Raw genomic sequence first — 18,272 nt, 5'->3', positions numbered from 1 at the left:
CCACCCAGGTCGACAGCGCGGGGAGGTAGCAATGAGCACCATCGGCGACGTGGCCAAGGCGGCCGGCGTCTCCGTCGCCACGGTGTCACGGGCCTTGCGGGGAGTGGACAGGGTGAGTCCCCGCACGCGCGACCGGGTGCTCGCTGCCGCCTCGGAGCTGCACTACGTCGCCTCCCCCGCCGCCACCAGTCTCGTCTCAGGGCGGACTCGAGGCATAGGAGTGATCACCCCGTACTTCAACAGGTGGTTCTTCGCGACCGTCATCAGTGGCATCGAGAAGACCCTGCGCGACGAGGGCCATCACGTCCTGCTCTGTGATCTCGAAGGCCCCACCTTCGACACCCGCATGCCCATCACCCAGAACATGCTGTGGAAGCGCGCCGACGGCGCCATCATCCTCAACGTGCCGCCGGAGCCCTCCGAGCGGGCGCTCCTGGACCGGCTGGACATGCCCGTGGTCACGGTGGGGAACCGGCAGTCCGGATGGCCTTCGGTTCGCGTGGACGACCGTGCGGCCATGGCTCTCGCGACGGGCTATGCCCTGGAGCTCGGGCACCGGGCCATTGGCTACGCGGGCACCGTTCCCGCCTCCGTCACGCACCTCCAGACACCGTTCGACCGGCGCGAGGCGTTCGGAGAGGTGCTGGCGCAGCACGGGATCACCTGTCCCCCTGCCTGGACCCTCGAATGCGACTGGACCGCCCAGGGAGCCTTCGACCATGCCGACCGCCTGTTCGCCCGACCTGACCATCCCACGTGCGTGGTCGCCGCGTCCGACGAGATGGCGTTCGGGGTGATCGCCGCGGCTCGCCGGCATGGCCTGGACGTCCCCGGCGACGTGTCGGTCATCGGCATCGACGACCACGTGCACGCGCAGATCCTGGATGTCACCACCGTGCGCCAGGACGTGGAGGCCCAGGGGCGGTATGCCGGGGAGCTCATGCTTAGGGCGCTCAAGGGCGAGGAGGTCAGCGCCGCCCACGACCACGTGCTCGAGGTGGAGCTCGTCGTACGGGGGTCCACAGCGCCTCCCCGGACGAGGACCTCGGGTGGGTCCAGCGTCACCCGCCTACCGGAACATCTCACCACCACATCGGCTTCTTCGGTCGCGACGGCGCCTTCGGTCGGCTCTGCCGGCGCCCTGGACCGCTGACCGACGCTCCGGCCCGGCGCCCGCCGTCAGGCGTCGATGCGCTCGGGGTCCAGCGCCGCGGCCGAGTCGACGATGAAGTCCTTGCGGGGGCCCACGTCGTTGCCCATGAGCAGGTCGAAGACCTGCTCGGCCACCTCTGCGTCCCGCAACGTCACGCGGCGCAGAGTCCGGTGGCGCGGGTCCATCGTCGTCTCGGCGAGCTGGTCCGCATCCATCTCACCGAGACCCTTGTAACGCTGCAGCGGTTGCTTGATGTTCTTCCCACGCTTGCCCAAGGACGCGACCGTCGTACGCATCTCCTTCTCGGAGTAGGTGTAGATCAGGTCGTTCTTCTTCGCGCCGGCGTTCACCACCTCGATCCGGTGCAGGGGCGGTACTGCTGCGTAGACCCGACCGGCCTCCACCAGGGGGCGCATGTAGCGGAAGAACAGCGTCAGCAGCAGCGTCCTGATGTGGGCCCCGTCGACGTCAGCATCGGTCATGATGATGACCTTGCCGTAGCGGGCGGCATCCAGGTCGAAGGACCGGCCCGACCCGGCGCCGATGACCTGGATGATGGCGGCGCACTCGGCGTTCTTGAGCATGTCCGAGACGGAGGCCTTCTGGACGTTGAGGATCTTGCCTCGGATCGGCAGCAGGGCCTGGTGGTCGCTGGACCGAGCGAGCTTCGCCGTGCCGAGGGCGCTGTCGCCCTCGACGATGAACAGCTCCGACCTCTCGACGTCCGTGGAGCGGCAGTCGGCGAGCTTCGCCGGAAGCGTGGAGGTCTCGAGCGCGTTCTTGCGCCGCTGTGTCTCCTTGTGCATCCGCGCGCTGATGCGCGACTTCATCTCCGTGACGACCTTCTCGAGCAGCAGGGCCGCCTGGGCCTTCTCCCCTCGCTTGGGGGAGACCAGCCGCTCGGTCAGCTCCTGCTCCACGACCTTGGCCACGAGGGCGCGGACGGCCGCCGTGCCGAGTACCTCCTTGGTCTGGCCCTCGAACTGTGGCTCCGCGAGCCGGACGGTCACGACGGCAGTGAGGCCGGCGAGCACGTCGTCCTTCTCCGGCTTGTCGCTCCCGACCTTCAGCCGCCGCGAGTTCAGCTCGAGCTGGCGGCGGAAGACCTTCAGCAGAGCCTGCTCGAAGCCCGCGATGTGGGTCCCACCCTTCGGCGTGGCGATGATGTTGACGAAGGAGCTCACCTTGGCCTCGTACCCGCTCCCCCACCGCACGGCGATATCGACGACACACTCGCGCTCCACCTCGGTGGGGCTCATGTGGCCCTTGGCGTCGAGGACGGGCACGGTCTCCTTGAACGTCCCGGTCCCCTGCAGCCGCCACACGTCGGTGACCGGCGCGTCCGGCGCGAGGAACTCGACGAACTCCGAGATCCCGCCGTCATGCAGGAACGTCTCCTCGTGCGGGCCGTGCTCCCCCGGCGTCCCGGGCAGCCGGCGCTCGTCACGGACGACCAGGGCGAGGCCGGGCACGAGGAACGAGGTCTGCCGGGCTCGCGCGACGAGCAGGTCGTAGTCGAAGGTGGCGTCCTTGAGGAAGATCTGGCCGTCGGCCCAGTAGCGGATCCGGGTGCCGGTCACCCCGCGCCGGACCTTGCCGACCACTGCGAGCTCGCTGGTTCGCTCGTACGGCGTGAACTCGTGGTCCGGGTCCTTGTCTCCTGACGCGACGTCGGGGAAGTAGCCCGGCTCACCGCGCCGGAAGCTCATCGCATAGGTCTTGCCGCCCCGGTCCACCTCGACGTCGAGACGCGACGACAGGGCGTTGACCACCGACGCACCGACCCCGTGGAGCCCCCCGGATGCCGTGTAGGAGCCACCGCCGAACTTGCCACCCGCGTGCAGCTTGGTGAAGACGACCTCGACGCCCGTCAGGCCGGTCCTGGGCTCGATGTCCACCGGTATCCCGCGGCCGTTGTCGCGGACCTCCACCGACCCGTCCGTGTGCAGGACGACCTCGATCCGGTCTCCGTGCCCGGCAAGGGCCTCGTCGACCGCGTTGTCGATGATCTCCCACAGACAGTGCATCAACCCGCGACCGTCGGTGGACCCGATGTACATGCCGGGTCGCTTGCGGACAGCCTCCAGGCCCTCGAGAACCTGCAGGTGGTGGGCGCTGTAGTCCGAGCTCGACTTCGTCGTCGCGGCCTTCTTGGCGGTGGTGGCTTCAGCCACGGCCTTCCCTCCTCCTGCCTGCGGCGACCAGACGGCCGACCGTGCCTCGCAGGGTATCCCGGGCCGCGGACAGGCCGACGTCCACCACGCCGCCCCGTCGGTGGGCCGCGGCATACTCGCCTGCGTGGGACGCACCCATCCACTGGACACCCGACCCACGAGTCAACCGATGCGACATGAGATGGACCACAGGCGACCCAATCCCGACAGGGAAGAACGGCGCGTGCTTGACTGTTGTCACCGGCACCACCAGGAAGTGGTCCTCCCCGAGGATCAACCCAGGACCGGCGGAAGACGTCTCTAGTAGACACGCGTCCATCGGGCGCATCGAACAAAGGAAGGCTGACGTGACCACTGCACTGGCACCCTCTCTGACCGCGGCAGACCGCTGCGACCGCTGCGGCGCCCAGGCTTACGTGCGCGCTCGCCTTCACGCTGGGGGCGAGCTGCTGTTCTGCGCCCACCACGGACGCGAGCACCTGCCCAAGCTGCGCGAGCACGCCGACATCCAGGACGAGACCGAGCGGCTCCACGAGACGCCCGCCATCGCCTCCGACGACGAGCGGTAGCAGGCTGGTACGGGCCTCCTGACGTGGAGGCCGACCTCTGGGTCCCCGCTGTCCTGATCCTGGTCGGGATGGTGGGGATCGTCATTCCCGTCATCCCTGGGCTGCTGCTCGTCGTCGCGGCGGTGCTGCTCTGGGCCTTCGACACCGGCGGCGCACTGGCGTGGTCGGTCTTCGCCGTGTCGGGCATCGTGTACCTGGTGGGGATGGCGCTGCAGTATGCGGTGCCGGGACGCAGGCTTCGTGAGGCGGGGGTACGCCGGTCCACGCTCGTTCTCGCCGTCCTGCTCGCCCTCGTGGGGTTCTTCGTCATCCCGGTCGTCGGAGCCGCCGTGGGCTTCGTCGGGGGCATCTACCTCGTCGAGCTGGGCCACTCGCGGGACCGCAGGAGCGCCTGGGCGTCTACTCGCGCCGCCCTGAAGGCGGTCTTCCTGTCGATGGGCATCGAACTGCTGGCCGGGCTGGCGATCGCCACGACCTGGGTCACCGGGGTGTTGCTGTCCCGGGTGTGAGCCTGCCTAGAAGCCCTGCCTGCCTAGAAGCCCTGGCCCCGGCGACGGTCCCAGCGCTCCTCCATGCGGTGCATGAAGGAGCCGAAGCTCTTGCGAGCCTTCGGCCGGGCGGCGTTCCCGCGGGAGGCCCCGGTCCTTGCTCCTGCGCCGGAGCGGCGCACGGAGCCATCGGCCTGCACGGCCCCCAGAGCGGCCCTGCGACGCGGTGGGGTCACCGCGAACGCGACAGACCCCACCATCACGGCGAACCCCACAGCCCCGATCCACCACTGCTGGGTGTTGACGCCGACCAGGACGAGGACAAGCCCGGCCACGACACCCACGATCGCCACGATGAGGCGACGTCGGGCCGCACGGGCCCCGGAGCCTTGCATCTGCGACGCGAACTTGGGGTCCTCGGCATACAGCGCCTGCTCCATCTGCTCGAGTAGCTGCTGTTCGTGCTCCGAGAGCGGCACGGTGACCTCCTGGACGTTCGGCGTGCAACTGCTTCAACGCACCGGGCTGTGGTTTCGTTGCGCCGAGCTGGAGCATCTTTGCCGGTCAGTGGTGGTGCGCTAGTCACAATCAGGATATGTCGCGATGCGGGGTTGCACTACCCGTTCACAGCGCTCGGTCCACCCGTCTCACCGGCGGCGACGTTCGTCGTCGCTGATCAGGCTGGCAGGGCGGACACTGCCCGCCCCGAACCGCGCGCTGGCCCGGTCGACGGCCCGGTCGGCGTCCCGCCAACCGTGGTCCGGCTCGTCCAGCAGCCCCTGGATCGGTGCGCCCACGCTCTCGGCGAGCCCCTCCATCCGCACGCCGACGAGGCGGATCCGTGCGCGTTGCAGGCCGAGCGCGTCATACAGCGACTTCGCGGTGTCGTAGATGTCGCGGCTGACGTCGGTGGGGTCACGCAGGGTGCGGCTCCGCGTGATGGTCGTGAAGTCGGAGAACCGCACCTTGATCGAGACGGTGCGCCCCACCAGACCGGCCGAGCGCACCCGCGCTGCAGTGCGGTCGCTGAGCTTGAGCAGCTGCCGGCGGATGTAGGCCGGGTCGTCCACGTCGAACTCGAACGTCTCGTCGGACCCGATGCTGCGTTCCCTGCGCACCGGCTCGACACGGCGGGGGTCCCGCCCCCAGGCGAGGTCGTGCAGGTGCGGTCCTGCAGTCTCGCCAAGAGCACGACGGAGCGTGTCCAGCGGTGTGTGGGCGATGTCGGCGACGGTGTGCAGCCCCAGCCGGACCAGGGCTTCCTCGGTCCGGTCTCCTACTCCCCAGAGGGCCCCGACGGGCAGCTGCTGCACGAAGGTCACGACTTCGTCCCGGGGGACGACGACCAGCCCGTCGGGCTTGGCGAGGCCGGAGGCGAGCTTGGCGACGAACTTCGTGGGAGCGACGCCGACCGAGCAGGTGATGCCCTGCTCGTCGTGGATGGTGTCGCGGACCAGCTGGCCGATGCGCGTGGGGCTGCCGAGCCGGCGAACCGAGCCGGACACGTCGAGGAAGGCCTCGTCGAGGGACAGCGGCTCCACCACGGGGGTGATGGTCTCGAACGTCGCCATGACGGCCGCCGAGATCGTGCTGTAGAGGCGGTGGTCCGGCGCGATGACCGTGGCCTGCGGGCACAGACGCCGGGCCCGCGACATGGGCATCGCGGAGGCCACGCCGAACCGTCGCGCCTCGTAGGTGGCCGACAGCACGACGCCCCGGTTGCCACCGCCTCCGATGATGACGGGTGTGCCGACGAGGTCGGGACGGCTGAGCAGGGACGCGGAGGCGTAGAAAGCGTCCATGTCGACGTGCAGGACGGTGCAGCCGCTGTCGTCGGGGGGCCGCTCGGCGCTGCGGGGGGGAAGGGCGAACTGGCGCCGGCTCATGGCTTGCCTAGCGACGCGCCAGAACGTGCATGGCTGCGCCGAGCTCTCCGAGGAAGGCGAACTGCGGATGCCGGCTCGCAGCCTCCTCCAGGTCGAGCAGCGCAGCACGGTCGGCATCGGAGTCGATCAGCGCGGAGGGCACGAGGTCGCTGAACAGCCGCACGCCGTGGAGATCCTCGACAACGAGGCCTGCCTGCTCAACGAGGTCGCGCAGGGTCTGGGCGTCGAACCGGCGCGGTAGCGGGTCTGCACTGCCCCACCGGCCGTCGGCACTGGTCAGGGCTTGGTGGGCCTGGGCGAACTGACCAGCCAGCACCCGCGTCAGGACCACCGCCAGACGGCCTGCGGCCACCAGGCTGAGGTGGCCCCCGGGCGCGAGCACGGGAGCGACGGCGGCCAGGGTCGCCTGCGGGTCGTCTACGACCTCCAGCGTCCCGTGACAGCAGACCAGGTCGAGGCGCTGGTCGCCGATGAGCTCGTCGAGGGAGTCGGCGTCCCCCTGCACCGCGGTGATCCTGGCGCCGACGCCGCGCTCGGCGCTGCGGCGGGACAGCGAGGCGAGCGCGTCCGGGCTCGGGTCGACGACCGTGACCTCATGGCCGAGCTCTGCCAGCGGCACGGCGAGACCACCGGTACCACCGCCGAGGTCGAGCACGCGCAGCGGGCGGCCCAGCTCAGCCTGTTGCTTGTCGATGAGGGCGCGCACGGCAGCCCAGATCGCTGAGGTGCGCAGGGCCGTGTCGACACCGCCGCGGCGAGCGCGCCACTGCTCCTCGGCCACGTCGACCACCTCCTGAACGGGTCCCGATGCCGATACGGCATCGGTATGGCTGTGCTGGTGCCACCCTAATGGCCCGAGCTGCCGGGGCTGGAGTGCCAGAGCTTGCGTGGCGGGGTGAGAGAGCCGGCGCCTCGGCCGTCCGGCACCTGGTCACCTCGCGCCAAGGCCCGTGACGCGCGAGTGTCCTGACCTGCGGGCTTGGTGTCGGCATAGGGCGACTGTCTGAACCCGGACGCATGCACCAACACCCTGCGACCCCTGCCCAGCTCGGCCTGGTGGACCGCCTCGGCCGCCTCTGCCTGCTCCTGGGCTGCACGCTCGCTGTCGTCCATCGCGGCATACACGGCCTCGAGGCCTCCGCGGTTCCACGCCTCCCACAGCGGGGTGAGCTCCCATGCGCCGGTCGCCCGCAACGAGACCCCCCGGGAACCGGTCCGTCGCACCACTCCACGCACCAGCAGCATCCACGAGTGGAACACCGTGGCGGCGTACGGACCTTGGACGTCCTCGAAGAACGTCGCGTCGACCGGGCCGGTGGAGTCGTCGAGCGTCAGGAAGACCACTCGTCGACCGGAACGGATCGGTGGGGTCTGGGTGGCGACCTTGACTCCGCACACCCAGATCGTCGAGCGGCTCCGCGACGTGAGCAGGTCACGGCTGCGCGTCACGCCGAGCGCGTCGAGCAGCGGGGCATAGAACTCCACGACGTGGGCGCTGGCGTCCAGGCCGAGGATGTCCAGCTCGGCGCGGACCCGCTCCGGGCCGGAGAGCTCCGGCAGTCCGGTGCCCGTGGTGAGCTCCGGCCGGTCACCGAGGTCCAGGGTGAGCTGCATCGGCTGCAGGGCGGCGGCCTGCACGGGTTGTGCGGCCTGGGACTGCCCAGCGGCCAGGGCCCGCACCTGGGAACCGTCCGCGACTCCCACGCTGGGTGCTCGTCCCCCAGCCGGTAGGCCGCGGGTTCCGTTGGCCGTCCGTGGCGCGGCACGGCGAGCCGACCGGTCGAGCGCCCGGCCGTAGCGGTCGAGCTCGGCCACGTGGAGCAACAGGTCCCGCCGGGTGGTACGGCCGCGTCGCCCCAGACCGCCGGTCGCCCCCGTCGCGCCGTACAGGCTGTCGAAACCACCGGCCAGGACGAGCCGCTCGGCGACCGGACGGGACACCTGGGCACGGTGCCAGAAGTCGGAGAGCCCGGCGTAGGGCTGGCCTGCCACGATCCGGGCCACCTCGGCATCGCTGATCCCGCGGACATCGGCCAGAGACAACCGGATGCCGTAGCTGCGGGCGTCCGGGAGATCCGGATGGGCCGGCACGAAAGCCGACTCGTCCTGGTCCAGCCGCTCGGTCCGGTAGCTGTCCTTCGAGGCGTTGACGTCGAGCCCGAGCACTGCGATCCCGAGCGAGCGCGCGTCGTCGAGGATGAGCCGTTTGGGATACATGCCCGGGTCATGGGTGAGCACCCCTGCCAGGAACGCAGCGGGATGGTGCGCCTTCAGCCAGGCCGAGTGGTAGGTCGGCAGCGCGAAGGCCGCGGCGTGGGCCTTGCAGAACCCGAACGAGGCGAAGGACTTGAGCACCTCCCAGATCCGGTCGACGTCGGCCGGGGCGTAACCCCGGGCCGCTGCCGCCGGACGCCACCATCCTTCGATCTCGTGCTGGCCTGCGGGCGTGCCGAGAGCGCGCCGCACCTCGTCCGCCTGGGCCAGGGAGACCCCTGTGGTCTCCGCGACGATCATCAGGACCTGCTCGTGGAAGACGACCACCCCCTCGGTCTCCTGGAGTGCTTCGACGAGCGTGGGGTGGAGGTAGCTGACCTCCTTCCAGCCGTGACGGGCCTCGAGGAAAGGTGTGATCATGTCGGACTTCACCGGTCCCGGGCGGAACAGGGAGATGTCGATGACGAGGTCCTCGAACCGCTCCGGCCCGAACTTGCCGATGAGCTCCCGCTGCCCAGGGCTCTCGATCTGGAAGCAGCCGAGGGTGTGGGTGGTGCGAATGAGCTTGAACGTCTCCTCGTCGTCCAGCGGCACCTGCGCCTGGTCGTCGAGATCCACGTGCACGCCGTCCACGCGAGCCACCTCCCGCACCGCGTGCGCCATCGCCGACTGCATCCGGATCCCTAGCACGTCGAGCTTGAGCAGCCCGAGAGTCTCGACGTCGTCCTTGTCGAACTGGCTCATCGGGAAGCCGAGCCAGCTCGACTCCACCGGCGTGCGGTCCAGCAGCCCGCCGTCGGACAGGATCACCCCGCAGGGGTGCAGGGCGATGTGACGGGGTAGCCCGTCGAGCCGTTCGACGAGGTCGAACAGCGCCCGCAGGCGCGGGCTGTCGAGCCCTCTGGACCGCAGCTCCGGCAGCTCGGCGATGGCGCTGCGGGCATCACGGGCGCGGATGTGCGGAAACGCCTTGGCGATCTCGTCGATCTCCGTGGGAGGCAAACCGAGAGCGGCCCCGACGTCGCGGATCGCGTGACGGACCTTGTAGGTGTCCATCATCGAGACACAGGTGACCCGCTCCCCGCCGAACCGCTCGAGGATCCGCTCGTAGACCTCGGTACGGCGAGCGGACTCGACGTCGATGTCGATGTCGGGCAGCTCGGCGCGCAGCGGGGAGCAGAACCGCTCCATCAGCAGGTGGTAGCGGATCGGGTCGACCCCGCTGATGCCGAGCAGGTAGTTGACCAGGGATCCCGCGCCGGACCCGCGGGCCGCCACCCGCACGCCCATCTCCCGGATGAGGTCCACGACCTGTGCGACGGTGAGGAAGTAGGTCGGGTAGCCGAGCTCGGCGATGACCTTGAGCTCTTCGGTCAGGCGCGACTCGACCGTCGCCAGCTCACGCTCACTGGCACCGGGATAGCGCAGCCCAACCGCCTCCCGGCAGCGTTGCTCGAGCATCACCTGGGCGCTCATCCCCGGCTCGACACCCAGCCGCTCCGGCTCCGGAAGGTGGACCGAGCCGATGCCCAGGTCGTGCCGGGCACTCTGGGCACAGGCGAGCCCCACGGCAACAGTCCGCTGCAGGAGCTGCTGAGCACGGGCCAGGTCACCGCCGGTCACGTCCTGGGCGATGGCGCGCATGGTGTCGGTGGTCGCCAGATGGGCGGCGTCGGTGACCCGGTCCAGATGGCGGGTGTCCAGCGCGACGAGCCGGCGCGCCGCGTCGAGGACGTCGACGACGGCGGACTCACCGGGGTCGACATGGCGTACCGCGGCGGTCAGCACGGCGGGCAGGCCCTGCTCGTCGGCCAGGGCGAGCAGGCGCCTGGCATGACTACGGGAGGCCGGAGTCCCCTCCGGTCCGCCATGGCAGACGACCTCCACCGCCAGGGCGTCCGCCGGGAGCCTGGCTCGCCACCGCGCCACCAGCGTCCGTGCCAGGTCGGTGCGCTTGGTCAGCAGCGCCCGGCCGACATCGGAGTCCGGACCGAGCAGCACCAGCAGCGGCCCTGGGGCGTCGTCTCCCGGCGCTGCGCAGCGAGCGGCGATCACCTCGGCGGAGCTCACCGGCGCTCCGCGCTCTCCTCTGAGGTGGGTCTCGGTGACCAGGCGGCACAGCGCCGCCCATCCCACCCCGGCGGGAACGCCGGCTGCGCGGCCCCGGGCCAGGACGGTCACCCGAGGATGCCGAGGATCACGTTGGGCTCCACCGCGGACGGGCGTGCGGGGGGCTCCCGCGATGCCTGGCAAGGACGCCTGATGCCCTCCCGGCCCCTGCCGGGAGTCCGGTCCCACGGCGAGGTCGACTCCCAGGACGGGGACGATACCGGCCGCTGTGGCGGCCTGGACGAAGCGTATGGCGCCGTACAGCCCGTCCCTGTCGGTGAGCGCCAGGATCGGCTGACGGTGCTGGGCCGCACGCTCTACCAGGGACTCGGGGGTCGCCGTGCCGTAACGCATCGAGAAACCGGACGCCACGTGCAGGTGGGCGAACCCCGCACTGGCCACGTGCGGGTCACGGAGAGGAGCCGCTGAGGTGGTCATGATGCTGCCGTGGACAGCGTGGTGGGCACCAGCACCTCGCTGTGCTCGGACGGGTGGACCGGAAGGCCGAGGCTGCGGCAGACGAGGTCGACGAAGACCTCGGACTGCCGGAGCAGGTCGTCGGCTTCCCGGGCGCTGAGCTGGTGACGCTCACGGGTGGCGACGAGCTCGAAGAACCGGGCCCACTCGGACAGCTCGGGAGCGACGCTGGGAAGCAGGTCCCACAGGCTGCGCGGACCCGACCGGCCGTCCGGAGTGGTGCGAGCGGCGACGAGAGCTGCGGCGGCGCGTAACGCGCCCAGCCTGGCCTGCACGTAGCGCTGGGCGATATCACTGCTGTGGCAGGCCTCGAGCAGCGAGTGTCGGGAACGGTCGAGCAGGTCCAAGGCAACGGTGGCGGTCGTCATGTCAGGCTCCTCAGTCCGCTACCTGCAACAGCCGCCACTGGCTGCTCACGGTGCCGAGGTCGTCACGATGACCGGTGCCGAGGTCGTCACGATGACCGGTGCCGAGGTCACCAGCACGACCGAGGTCGTGGTCGTGCGTCACCGCTCCCAGGTCATAGACGCCTACGCCAGCCGCCCGGCCGGCACTGGCCTCGACCCGCCAGACCTGCCGCTCACGGGCATCGGCCAGGACGTCGGCACCATCGCGGGCATCACGCCACCAGGGGCGCCGCTCCTGCCAGTGGTCGAGGACCGCTCGTACTACATAGAGCCGACCACGCCAGATGAACGCTCCTGGACACTGCCGGGCACCGTCCTCGGCACTCTGGTCGTGGCCCGTACCGTCCTGCGCGGGACGGACCTCGATGAGCTCTTCGTACCGGCGCACCACGAGCAGGCTCCTTCTTCGACGGAGGGCAGTGAGGAAGTGGCTCTGGCCCTGCACGAAGGCGGGGTCGAGGCGCCTGGCACAGGACCAGAGCCACCACAGGGTTCGCGACATACGGGCCGTGGCACTACCAATGACAATGCCAGAGACCACCAGCTCTTCCACGAACCAGTTCGAACGTTTGTTCGATACCAAGAACCGTACACCCCGGGCCCGACAGTCCGTCAAGAGGCTCTGGTTGAGCACCTCGAACCCGCTTAGTCTTCGTCCATGGGCCCCCCGACGACCGACCTGCGCGACCACCCCGCAGTGCGCCGGGTCATGGCCGCACTCGCCGTCCACCAGGTCACACCCGAGGTCGTCTGCCTTCCCGACGCCGTACGCACGGCCGCCGCGGCGGCTGCTGCGCTCGACGTGACCCCCGCCGAGATCGCGAACTCGCTGGTCTTCCGAGCCCACGGCGAGGACGGGCGGATCACCCCTCTGCTCGTGCTGACCTCGGGCGCGCACAAGGTCGACCTCGTCAAGGTGGCGGACCTCGTCGACGGCCTTGACCACCTCGAGCGCGCCGACGCCGACTTCGTCCGGGACACCACCGGGTTCGCGATCGGCGGCGTCGCGCCCGTCGGACACACCTCACCGGTGCAGACGCTCGTCGACGTCTCGCTGAGCCGCTACCGCCACGTCTGGGCCGCGGCTGGACACAGCCACACCGTGTTCCGGACCACCTACGAGGAGCTGCTCCGGATCAGTGGACCGACTGCTATGGCGATCGAGGTCTGTTGACCTGGCCCAGCACGCCATGAGACCGACCCTCGGTCCACCATGACGCCAGTCACGACAGTGCCCGCCGCCGTCCATCCTCGACGACTGCGAGTGAGGTGCGGGACATGACGGGCCACCGCTCACACCAGCGCGAGCCCCGGGTACTGGAGCTGCGCATCCACGGCGTCAGCAACACCCCCCCGCACGCCATGCTGGACCTTCCGGAGTCGGACGTGATGCGTGCCGACGGCGACGACGGTGGCTCGTTCTGGGTCCGCCGGCCCGAGGTGCCCAACCCGGCCAAGACGTCTCGCGGGCATACGCCAGCAGGAGTGCACCGGGAGGCGTACTCCTGGGGCAGCCTCGCCCGGAGCACCTTCCGCGCGGGCTCCGGCGTAGCCGCCACGGTGGTCGACGTCATCGTGCGCACGCTCTGGACGCTCCTGCTGCCCTTCGCACTGACCAACGTGGCCTACTGGAGCAGGCGTCTGCATGACGGTGCGCCGCCATCATTCTCGGCCCTGAGTAAGGGGCACGCAGGCGGCGCCTGGATCATGCGGCTCAACGGGCTGGTACAGACCCTCATGGTCGCGGTCACCGCCGTGGTGCTCTCAGTCGACCTTGTCGGCGTCCAATGCCAACCGACCGGCTCCGAGAAGGCGACTCGCTGCACGGGCATCCCGTCCGCCTTCGGGTTCCTCGACAGCTGGACCATGGGGGCGCGTATGACGTTGACCAGCATCATCCCGATAGTGCTCGTCGTCGCGCTGTACGCCTTGTCCGCACGCACCAGGACCCGCTTCGAGCTGGCAACCCGCAACCAGGACCCGGCCAAACCCGCTGCCCGGCTCGTCCGTGCCTTCCCCGACTCGGCAACCGGCACTCCGCGCTGGCCGATCCTCTCGACCCCCGGGTTCTGGAACCACAGCCGGGTGACCGCGCCATCTGCCACCACGCATCTGGCCGCCACCGTGGCGATGGTGGTGGGGCTGTGCTCCAGCCACCTCTGGACCGACGGCTCCTCGACACACGACGGTGGCTGGAAGTCGGCGGGGCTCGTGTGGCCGGCACTGACCTGTCTCTCGGCCCTGGTCCTCGCGTGGACCTTCGTCCTCCAGGCTCGCCTCGACCCCCTCGCCGCCGATGTCGCCTGTGACGACGCTCCTCCTGACGCCGTCGCAGAGCACCGTCGTTCGTCGGCGTGGCGCACGCTCGGCCTCGCCGTGGCGCTCTACGCGGTCTTCGTCGTGGCCGCTCCTCGTGAGGAGCGCAGCGCGTCAGCCCCTTCGGGCCCCATGACCGGCGTGCACGGTGCCGTGACGACGCTTGCCGTCCTGACCGTTCTGCTCGCGGTCGTTGCCCTTGGTGCGCGGTCGCGGCAGACAGGGGACGGCTCGGGTCTGGCGAGCACCGTCCTCCAGGGGCTGCTGGGCCTACCTCTGGCCGTGGCGTTCGCCGTCCTGCCGACCTGGCCCGTGGCGAGCTGGCCGGTATGGGACTGGTCAGGATGGCAGACCATCTCGCACCGTGGGATCGGTCGATGGGTCACCGGCGACCAGCGGGCGACCGCGATCGCGATCGTGGTCGCCGCAGGCATGGGCCTGACCGCGTGGGCCTACTGGCGCTCCGGCGCGGATACGAAGGCCCCGGACCCGACGGCCACTGACGTCGCGGGCAGCTTGTCGGAGCGGGCCAGGACGGGGTGGGGCGGGCGGGCGCCCGGCGTCTTCATCGCCCTGGGCGCATTCTTCGGCTTCGTCGTCCTGAGCGCGCTGACCCTGTTTGTCGGCGACCGGCTCAACGGCGACCATTCGGCGGGCTCGCTCGTAGGACCTCGGATGCCGGCCCCCGCGGGTTCGGCGCCCCAGCTCCTCGTGCCAGGGCTGTATGGCTGGTTCGCCCTCGCCGCGGTCGGTGGTCTGGGGCTCATGCTGCTGTCGGTGGTGGTGGCCCACCTCGGCTGGTGGCGCAAGGCGACCGGTGAGGTGGTCCCGGGGGTTGCCGAAGGCAGTCCCACCGAACGCGCGGTGTGGCGCAGTAGAAGCTTCGCCAGGCTCGCTCACCGTGCCGAGCCACTGCTGGCGCTCCTGCTCGCCTGCGTCATCTCCGCCAGCGTCGCCGTCGTCGCTGCGCGGCAGGTGGCAGGCGCGCCCGAGTGGCCGATCTGGTCCACAGCCGTCACGGCAGCGTCCCTCATCCTTGCCGCGGCAGTCGTGGGCGTCGTCGCCGCCGGGGGTACCACCTCCTCGCGCAGCGCAGTGCGCCCCTTGGGCATCCTGTGGGACCTGGCCTGCGCCGTCCCCCGAGCGGCGCATCCCCTGGGCCCGCCGTGCTACGGAGAACGAGTCGTCCCGGAAGTGCTCGAGCGGTGCCGCCGGTGGCTGGACGGGGGCCGGGACGCCCACACGGACGAGGACACGGACGAGGACACGGACCACGACACGGACCACGACACGACCATCACCGAAGGGAGTCGCGCTGGACTGTCCCGCTCCACACGCTCAGTCGTCCTCTCGGCACACTCCCTCGGTGGGGTCATCGCAGTCAGCGCCATCCTCGGAGCACCGCGGCCGGAGTACCAGCCGGGCGACGCGAACCGTCTGCCAGCTCCCTGTGAACGTGGCGACTGGTTGGTTCCGCGCCTCGCGCTCATCACGTACGGCACCCAGCTGCGCGCGTACTTCGGCCGGTTCTTCCCCGAGCTCTTCGGACCGGCCGTTCTGGGCGTCCGGCCAGTTCGGCGAGCCCGGCTGCTGGCAGCCGACCCCTGGTCGGCGGACTGGCTCCAGCCGAGGACCACCTTCACCCCACCATCCGTCCTCGCCTGGAGCCTGCGCCAGGTCCTGAGCCTGCATCCGCGGGACGCATCAAACCCGGAGGGTGTCCCCGGTCGTTGGTACAGCCTGTGGCGCTTGACGGACTACCTGGGCTTCCCTGCGGTCGCCCGACCCGAGAGAGTGCTGGACAAGCCCGACTCGGAAGACTGGAGAGCGCTGCATGACCGATATGCCTCCGAGGTCGACTTCACCGCATACTTGTTGACCACGCTCACCCATAGTGACTACCCGCGGACCGAGGAGTACTCGCTCGCGCTCACGGAAGCGGTCACTGACCTGTCCACCCTGGGTCACGCCGACGGGCAGGATGGCGCGGCACGCCACGACGGGCGCGTCGCGGACTCCGAGCCACCCATACTCGAATAGGCGACCCGGGTCGTCGGATATCTCAGGAGCCATCCTCGGGCTTCGCCTGTGCACCCTGGAGACGTGCCTTGGCTCGCTCCGGCAGCACCGAGGCGCCCGCCGCCTGCAGCTTGTTCCGCTTGGACCCGGCGACCACCTTGTCACGGCCGGCCATCAGCGCCTCGAAGCCATCCTTGGCCACCTCGGCCGGATCGTCCTTCGGCCCCTGGGCCACCTTCGTGTCCATCATGTCGGCCCGCTCGAAGAACTCCGTGTCGGTGGGTCCTGGCAGCAATGCCGTGACGGTGACCCCGGAGTCCGAGAGCTCGGCCCGAAGCGCCTCTGCGAAGGACAGGACGAAGGCCTTCGAGGCGGCATACGTCGCGAAGTAGGGACCGGGCATCAAGCTGGCGATCGACGCCGTCATGAGGACCCGGCCTGACCCGCGGGCGACCATGCCAGGCACGAGCCGCTTGGCAAGGTGCACCGTCGAGACGACGTTGAGCTGCAGCAGCCTCGAGTCGTCCTCCCAGGAGGTCTCGACGAAGCGACCACCGACGCCGATCCCCGCGTTGAGCGCCAACGCGTCGACCGGTCGAGCCGTCGCGGAGAGCAAGGCGACCACCTCGTCCACGCCGGCGGAGGTCGCCAGGTCGGCCCGGACCGACCGGACTGCCACCGGTCCGGCCAGCGAGTCGGCAGCCACCGCCAGCCCCGCGTCCTCGGCCACCAGCATAAGGTCGAAGCCGTTCTCGGCGAACTGGCGGGCCAGCTCCAGACCGATACCACTCGATGCACCGGTGACCACCGCCAGCGGCCGCTGACCGTCCTGAGTGAGGTCCGACATGTCTCCTCCACGCTCCTCGTCGACGTCTGCCCGGGCGACGCCGTCGATCCGGACGGCGCGGCCGCCGGACTCATGCCCGTCCCACCGATGCTCAAACGCACTGGGCGTGTGGGCCCAGCCGCCGAACGGGGCGCGCCTGAGGCACGGAGGAAGGACAGTAGGAGGGAGAACGAATGAAGCGTGGTCGAGCCGGTTCAGCCGCTGGCGGCCATCTCGTGGATGCACAGGACGTTGCGGTCGGGGTCGAGGAACCAGGCAGCCCGTTCGCCGTCCATCTCGGCGATGTGGTCGACCGTCTTCAGACCCGGGACGTCGTAGTCCTCGAAGACCACTCCCCTTCCCTCGAGCTCGGAGATCTCGGACCGCAGGTCGGCCACCTCCCACGTCAGGGCTGTGCTCGGGTTCTGCGTGCCCGCCTCGCGCGGTAACAACATCAACGTCGTCCCACCGCTGAGCTCGTACATCAGGCTCCCCTCGCCGTTGGTGCCCTGGAACGGGAGGCCGAGGCGGTCGGAGTAGAACTCCTTCGCGCGGCCGGTGTCCGTGACAGGCAGCAGGGTCGAGACGGCACTCGAGGCCAATGACATGACAGCACCTCCTTCAGGCGTCTCCCAGCGTGCGCCGCGAGGACGCGTTGGCGTTCCACCAAAGTGGTGAGATGTCCTGGGATATCCAGTGCGATGACGTCGGCTATCCCCAAGGAGAGGTCCGGGGGGACGTCCGTGCCGATGTGCCAGGCAGAATGGCCCCATGACGACCCCCAGGCCCGTCGAGTGCTGGCTCACCGACATGGACGGCGTTCTCGTCCACGAGGACACCATCATCCCGGGCGCGGCGGAGTTCGTCGCCGCCCTCGTCCGCAGCGGCCGGCGCTTCCTCGTCCTCACCAACAACTCCATCTTCACCCCCCGCGACCTCAAGGCACGCCTGCGTGCCAGCGGCATCGAGCTGCCTGAGCAGTCCATCTGGACCTCTGCGCTGGCCACAGCACAGTTCCTCGACGACCAGCGACCTGGCGGCAGCGCGTTCGTCGTCGGCGAGGCGGGCCTCACGACGGCCCTGCACGAGGTCGGCTACACGATGACGGAGCGTGACCCCGACTACGTCGTGCTGGGCGAGACCCGGACCTACTCCTTCGAGGCGATCACCAAGGCGATCCGGCTCATCGAGGCCGGCGCGAGGTTCATCGCCACCAACCCCGACGTCAGCGGCCCCAGCCAGCACGGCACGCTGCCGGCCACCGGGTCCGTCGCGGCTCTGATCTCCGCGGCGACCGGGCGCCAGCCGTACTACATCGGCAAGCCGAACCCGCTCATGATGCGCAGCGCCCTGAACCGGATCGACGCCCACTCGGAGTCCACCGTGATGATCGGGGACCGGATGGACACCGACGTGATCAGCGGCCTGGAGGCCGGCTTGCGCACCATCCTCGTCCTCACCGGCTCGACCCGCCCTGACCAGGTCGACCAGTTCCCCTACCAGCCCACGCGGGTGGTCGACTCGATCGCCGACGTGGTGCCGCTGGTCGGCGAGCTACGCCCGCTCGACGTCCGGGCCGCCGAGGCCGAAGCCCGCTGACCCACCTCTCGGGCCTCCTGCCCTGCGGTGGCCCT

15 protein-coding genes are annotated in these 18,272 nt (G+C 70.1%); 6 read left to right on the top strand and 9 right to left on the bottom strand.

Features of this window, described 5'->3' with window-relative positions; all coding sequences use genetic code 11:
- Nucleotides 1–31 precede the first annotated feature (31 nt).
- On the top strand, nt 32–1,153 hold the full coding sequence (locus PHA84_RS16105; protein ID WP_270889148.1) for a LacI family DNA-binding transcriptional regulator: 1,122 nt from the start codon (nt 32–34) through the stop codon (nt 1,151–1,153).
- 26 nt (nt 1,154–1,179) lie between these two features.
- Here the strand turns inward: PHA84_RS16105 and PHA84_RS16100 are convergent, their stop codons facing one another.
- On the bottom strand, nt 1,180–3,327 hold the full coding sequence (locus tag PHA84_RS16100) for a DNA gyrase/topoisomerase IV subunit B (RefSeq protein ID WP_270889147.1): 2,148 nt from the start codon (nt 3,325–3,327) through the stop codon (nt 1,180–1,182).
- Nucleotides 3,328–3,674: 347 nt separating this feature from the next.
- On the opposite strand from PHA84_RS16100, the gene PHA84_RS16095 reads away from it, so the two are divergent.
- Both PHA84_RS16095 and PHA84_RS16090 read left to right on the top strand, forming a co-directional pair.
- Nucleotides 3,675–3,896, top strand: a complete 222-nt coding sequence (locus tag PHA84_RS16095) for a DUF7455 domain-containing protein (protein ID WP_270889146.1) — start codon at nt 3,675–3,677, stop codon at nt 3,894–3,896.
- Nucleotides 3,897–3,919: 23 nt separating this feature from the next.
- Nucleotides 3,920–4,405, top strand: coding sequence for a DUF456 domain-containing protein (locus PHA84_RS16090; protein WP_270889145.1), 486 nt, complete (start codon nt 3,920–3,922; stop codon nt 4,403–4,405).
- Nucleotides 4,406–4,428: 23 nt separating this feature from the next.
- On the opposite strand, the gene PHA84_RS16085 is transcribed toward PHA84_RS16090, so the two are convergent.
- From PHA84_RS16085 to PHA84_RS16060, 6 genes are all read right to left on the bottom strand, one after another.
- Complete coding sequence (locus PHA84_RS16085) at nt 4,429–4,863, bottom strand: DUF3040 domain-containing protein (RefSeq protein WP_270889144.1); 435 nt, start codon at nt 4,861–4,863, stop codon at nt 4,429–4,431.
- Between the two features lie 168 nt (nt 4,864–5,031).
- A complete protein-coding gene (gene dinB / locus PHA84_RS16080) occupies nt 5,032–6,270 on the bottom strand; it encodes a DNA polymerase IV (protein ID WP_270889143.1) in 1,239 nt (412 codons plus the stop codon).
- Nucleotides 6,271–6,277: 7 nt separating this feature from the next.
- A complete protein-coding gene (locus PHA84_RS16075; RefSeq protein ID WP_270889142.1) occupies nt 6,278–7,051 on the bottom strand; it encodes a methyltransferase domain-containing protein in 774 nt (257 codons plus the stop codon).
- A gap of 65 nt (nt 7,052–7,116) precedes the next feature.
- Entirely contained in the window at nt 7,117–11,031 is a 3,915-nt protein-coding gene (locus PHA84_RS16070) for a DNA polymerase III subunit alpha (RefSeq protein WP_270889141.1), read from the bottom strand.
- A complete protein-coding gene (locus PHA84_RS16065; RefSeq protein ID WP_270889140.1) occupies nt 11,028–11,438 on the bottom strand; it encodes an SAV_6107 family HEPN domain-containing protein in 411 nt (136 codons plus the stop codon). Before PHA84_RS16065 ends, PHA84_RS16070 begins: the two co-directional genes overlap by 4 nt.
- A gap of 10 nt (nt 11,439–11,448) precedes the next feature.
- Nucleotides 11,449–11,979 (bottom strand): DUF6504 family protein, encoded by a 531-nt coding sequence (locus tag PHA84_RS16060; protein ID WP_270889139.1) that lies wholly within the window; start codon nt 11,977–11,979, stop codon nt 11,449–11,451.
- A 156-nt stretch (nt 11,980–12,135) separates the two neighbouring features.
- Between PHA84_RS16060 and PHA84_RS16055 the strand changes: the two genes are divergently transcribed.
- Complete coding sequence (locus PHA84_RS16055; protein ID WP_270889138.1) at nt 12,136–12,651, top strand: YbaK/EbsC family protein; 516 nt, start codon at nt 12,136–12,138, stop codon at nt 12,649–12,651.
- Between the two features lie 104 nt (nt 12,652–12,755).
- Complete coding sequence (locus tag PHA84_RS16050) at nt 12,756–15,833, top strand: hypothetical protein (RefSeq protein WP_270889137.1); 3,078 nt, start codon at nt 12,756–12,758, stop codon at nt 15,831–15,833.
- 22 nt (nt 15,834–15,855) lie between these two features.
- Here the strand turns inward: PHA84_RS16050 and PHA84_RS16045 are convergent, their stop codons facing one another.
- Nucleotides 15,856–16,659, bottom strand: a complete 804-nt coding sequence (locus tag PHA84_RS16045; protein WP_270889136.1) for an SDR family NAD(P)-dependent oxidoreductase — start codon at nt 16,657–16,659, stop codon at nt 15,856–15,858.
- 194 nt (nt 16,660–16,853) lie between these two features.
- Nucleotides 16,854–17,246 (bottom strand): VOC family protein, encoded by a 393-nt coding sequence (locus PHA84_RS16040; RefSeq protein ID WP_270889135.1) that lies wholly within the window; start codon nt 17,244–17,246, stop codon nt 16,854–16,856.
- 163 nt (nt 17,247–17,409) lie between these two features.
- Here PHA84_RS16040 and PHA84_RS16035 point away from each other — a divergent pair, with 163 nt between their 5' ends.
- Nucleotides 17,410–18,237 carry an HAD-IIA family hydrolase gene (locus PHA84_RS16035; protein ID WP_270889134.1) on the top strand — a complete coding sequence of 276 codons (828 nt, stop codon included), beginning with the start codon at nt 17,410–17,412 and terminating at the stop codon, nt 18,235–18,237.
- Nucleotides 18,238–18,272 lie beyond the last annotated feature (35 nt).

The organism is Pedococcus sp. 5OH_020, from assembly GCF_027812955.1.
Taxonomy (GTDB): Bacteria; Actinomycetota; Actinomycetes; order Actinomycetales; family Dermatophilaceae; genus Pedococcus.
Note: the sequence above shows the minus strand (reverse complement) of the source record. Positions and strands in the feature narration are given on the sequence as shown.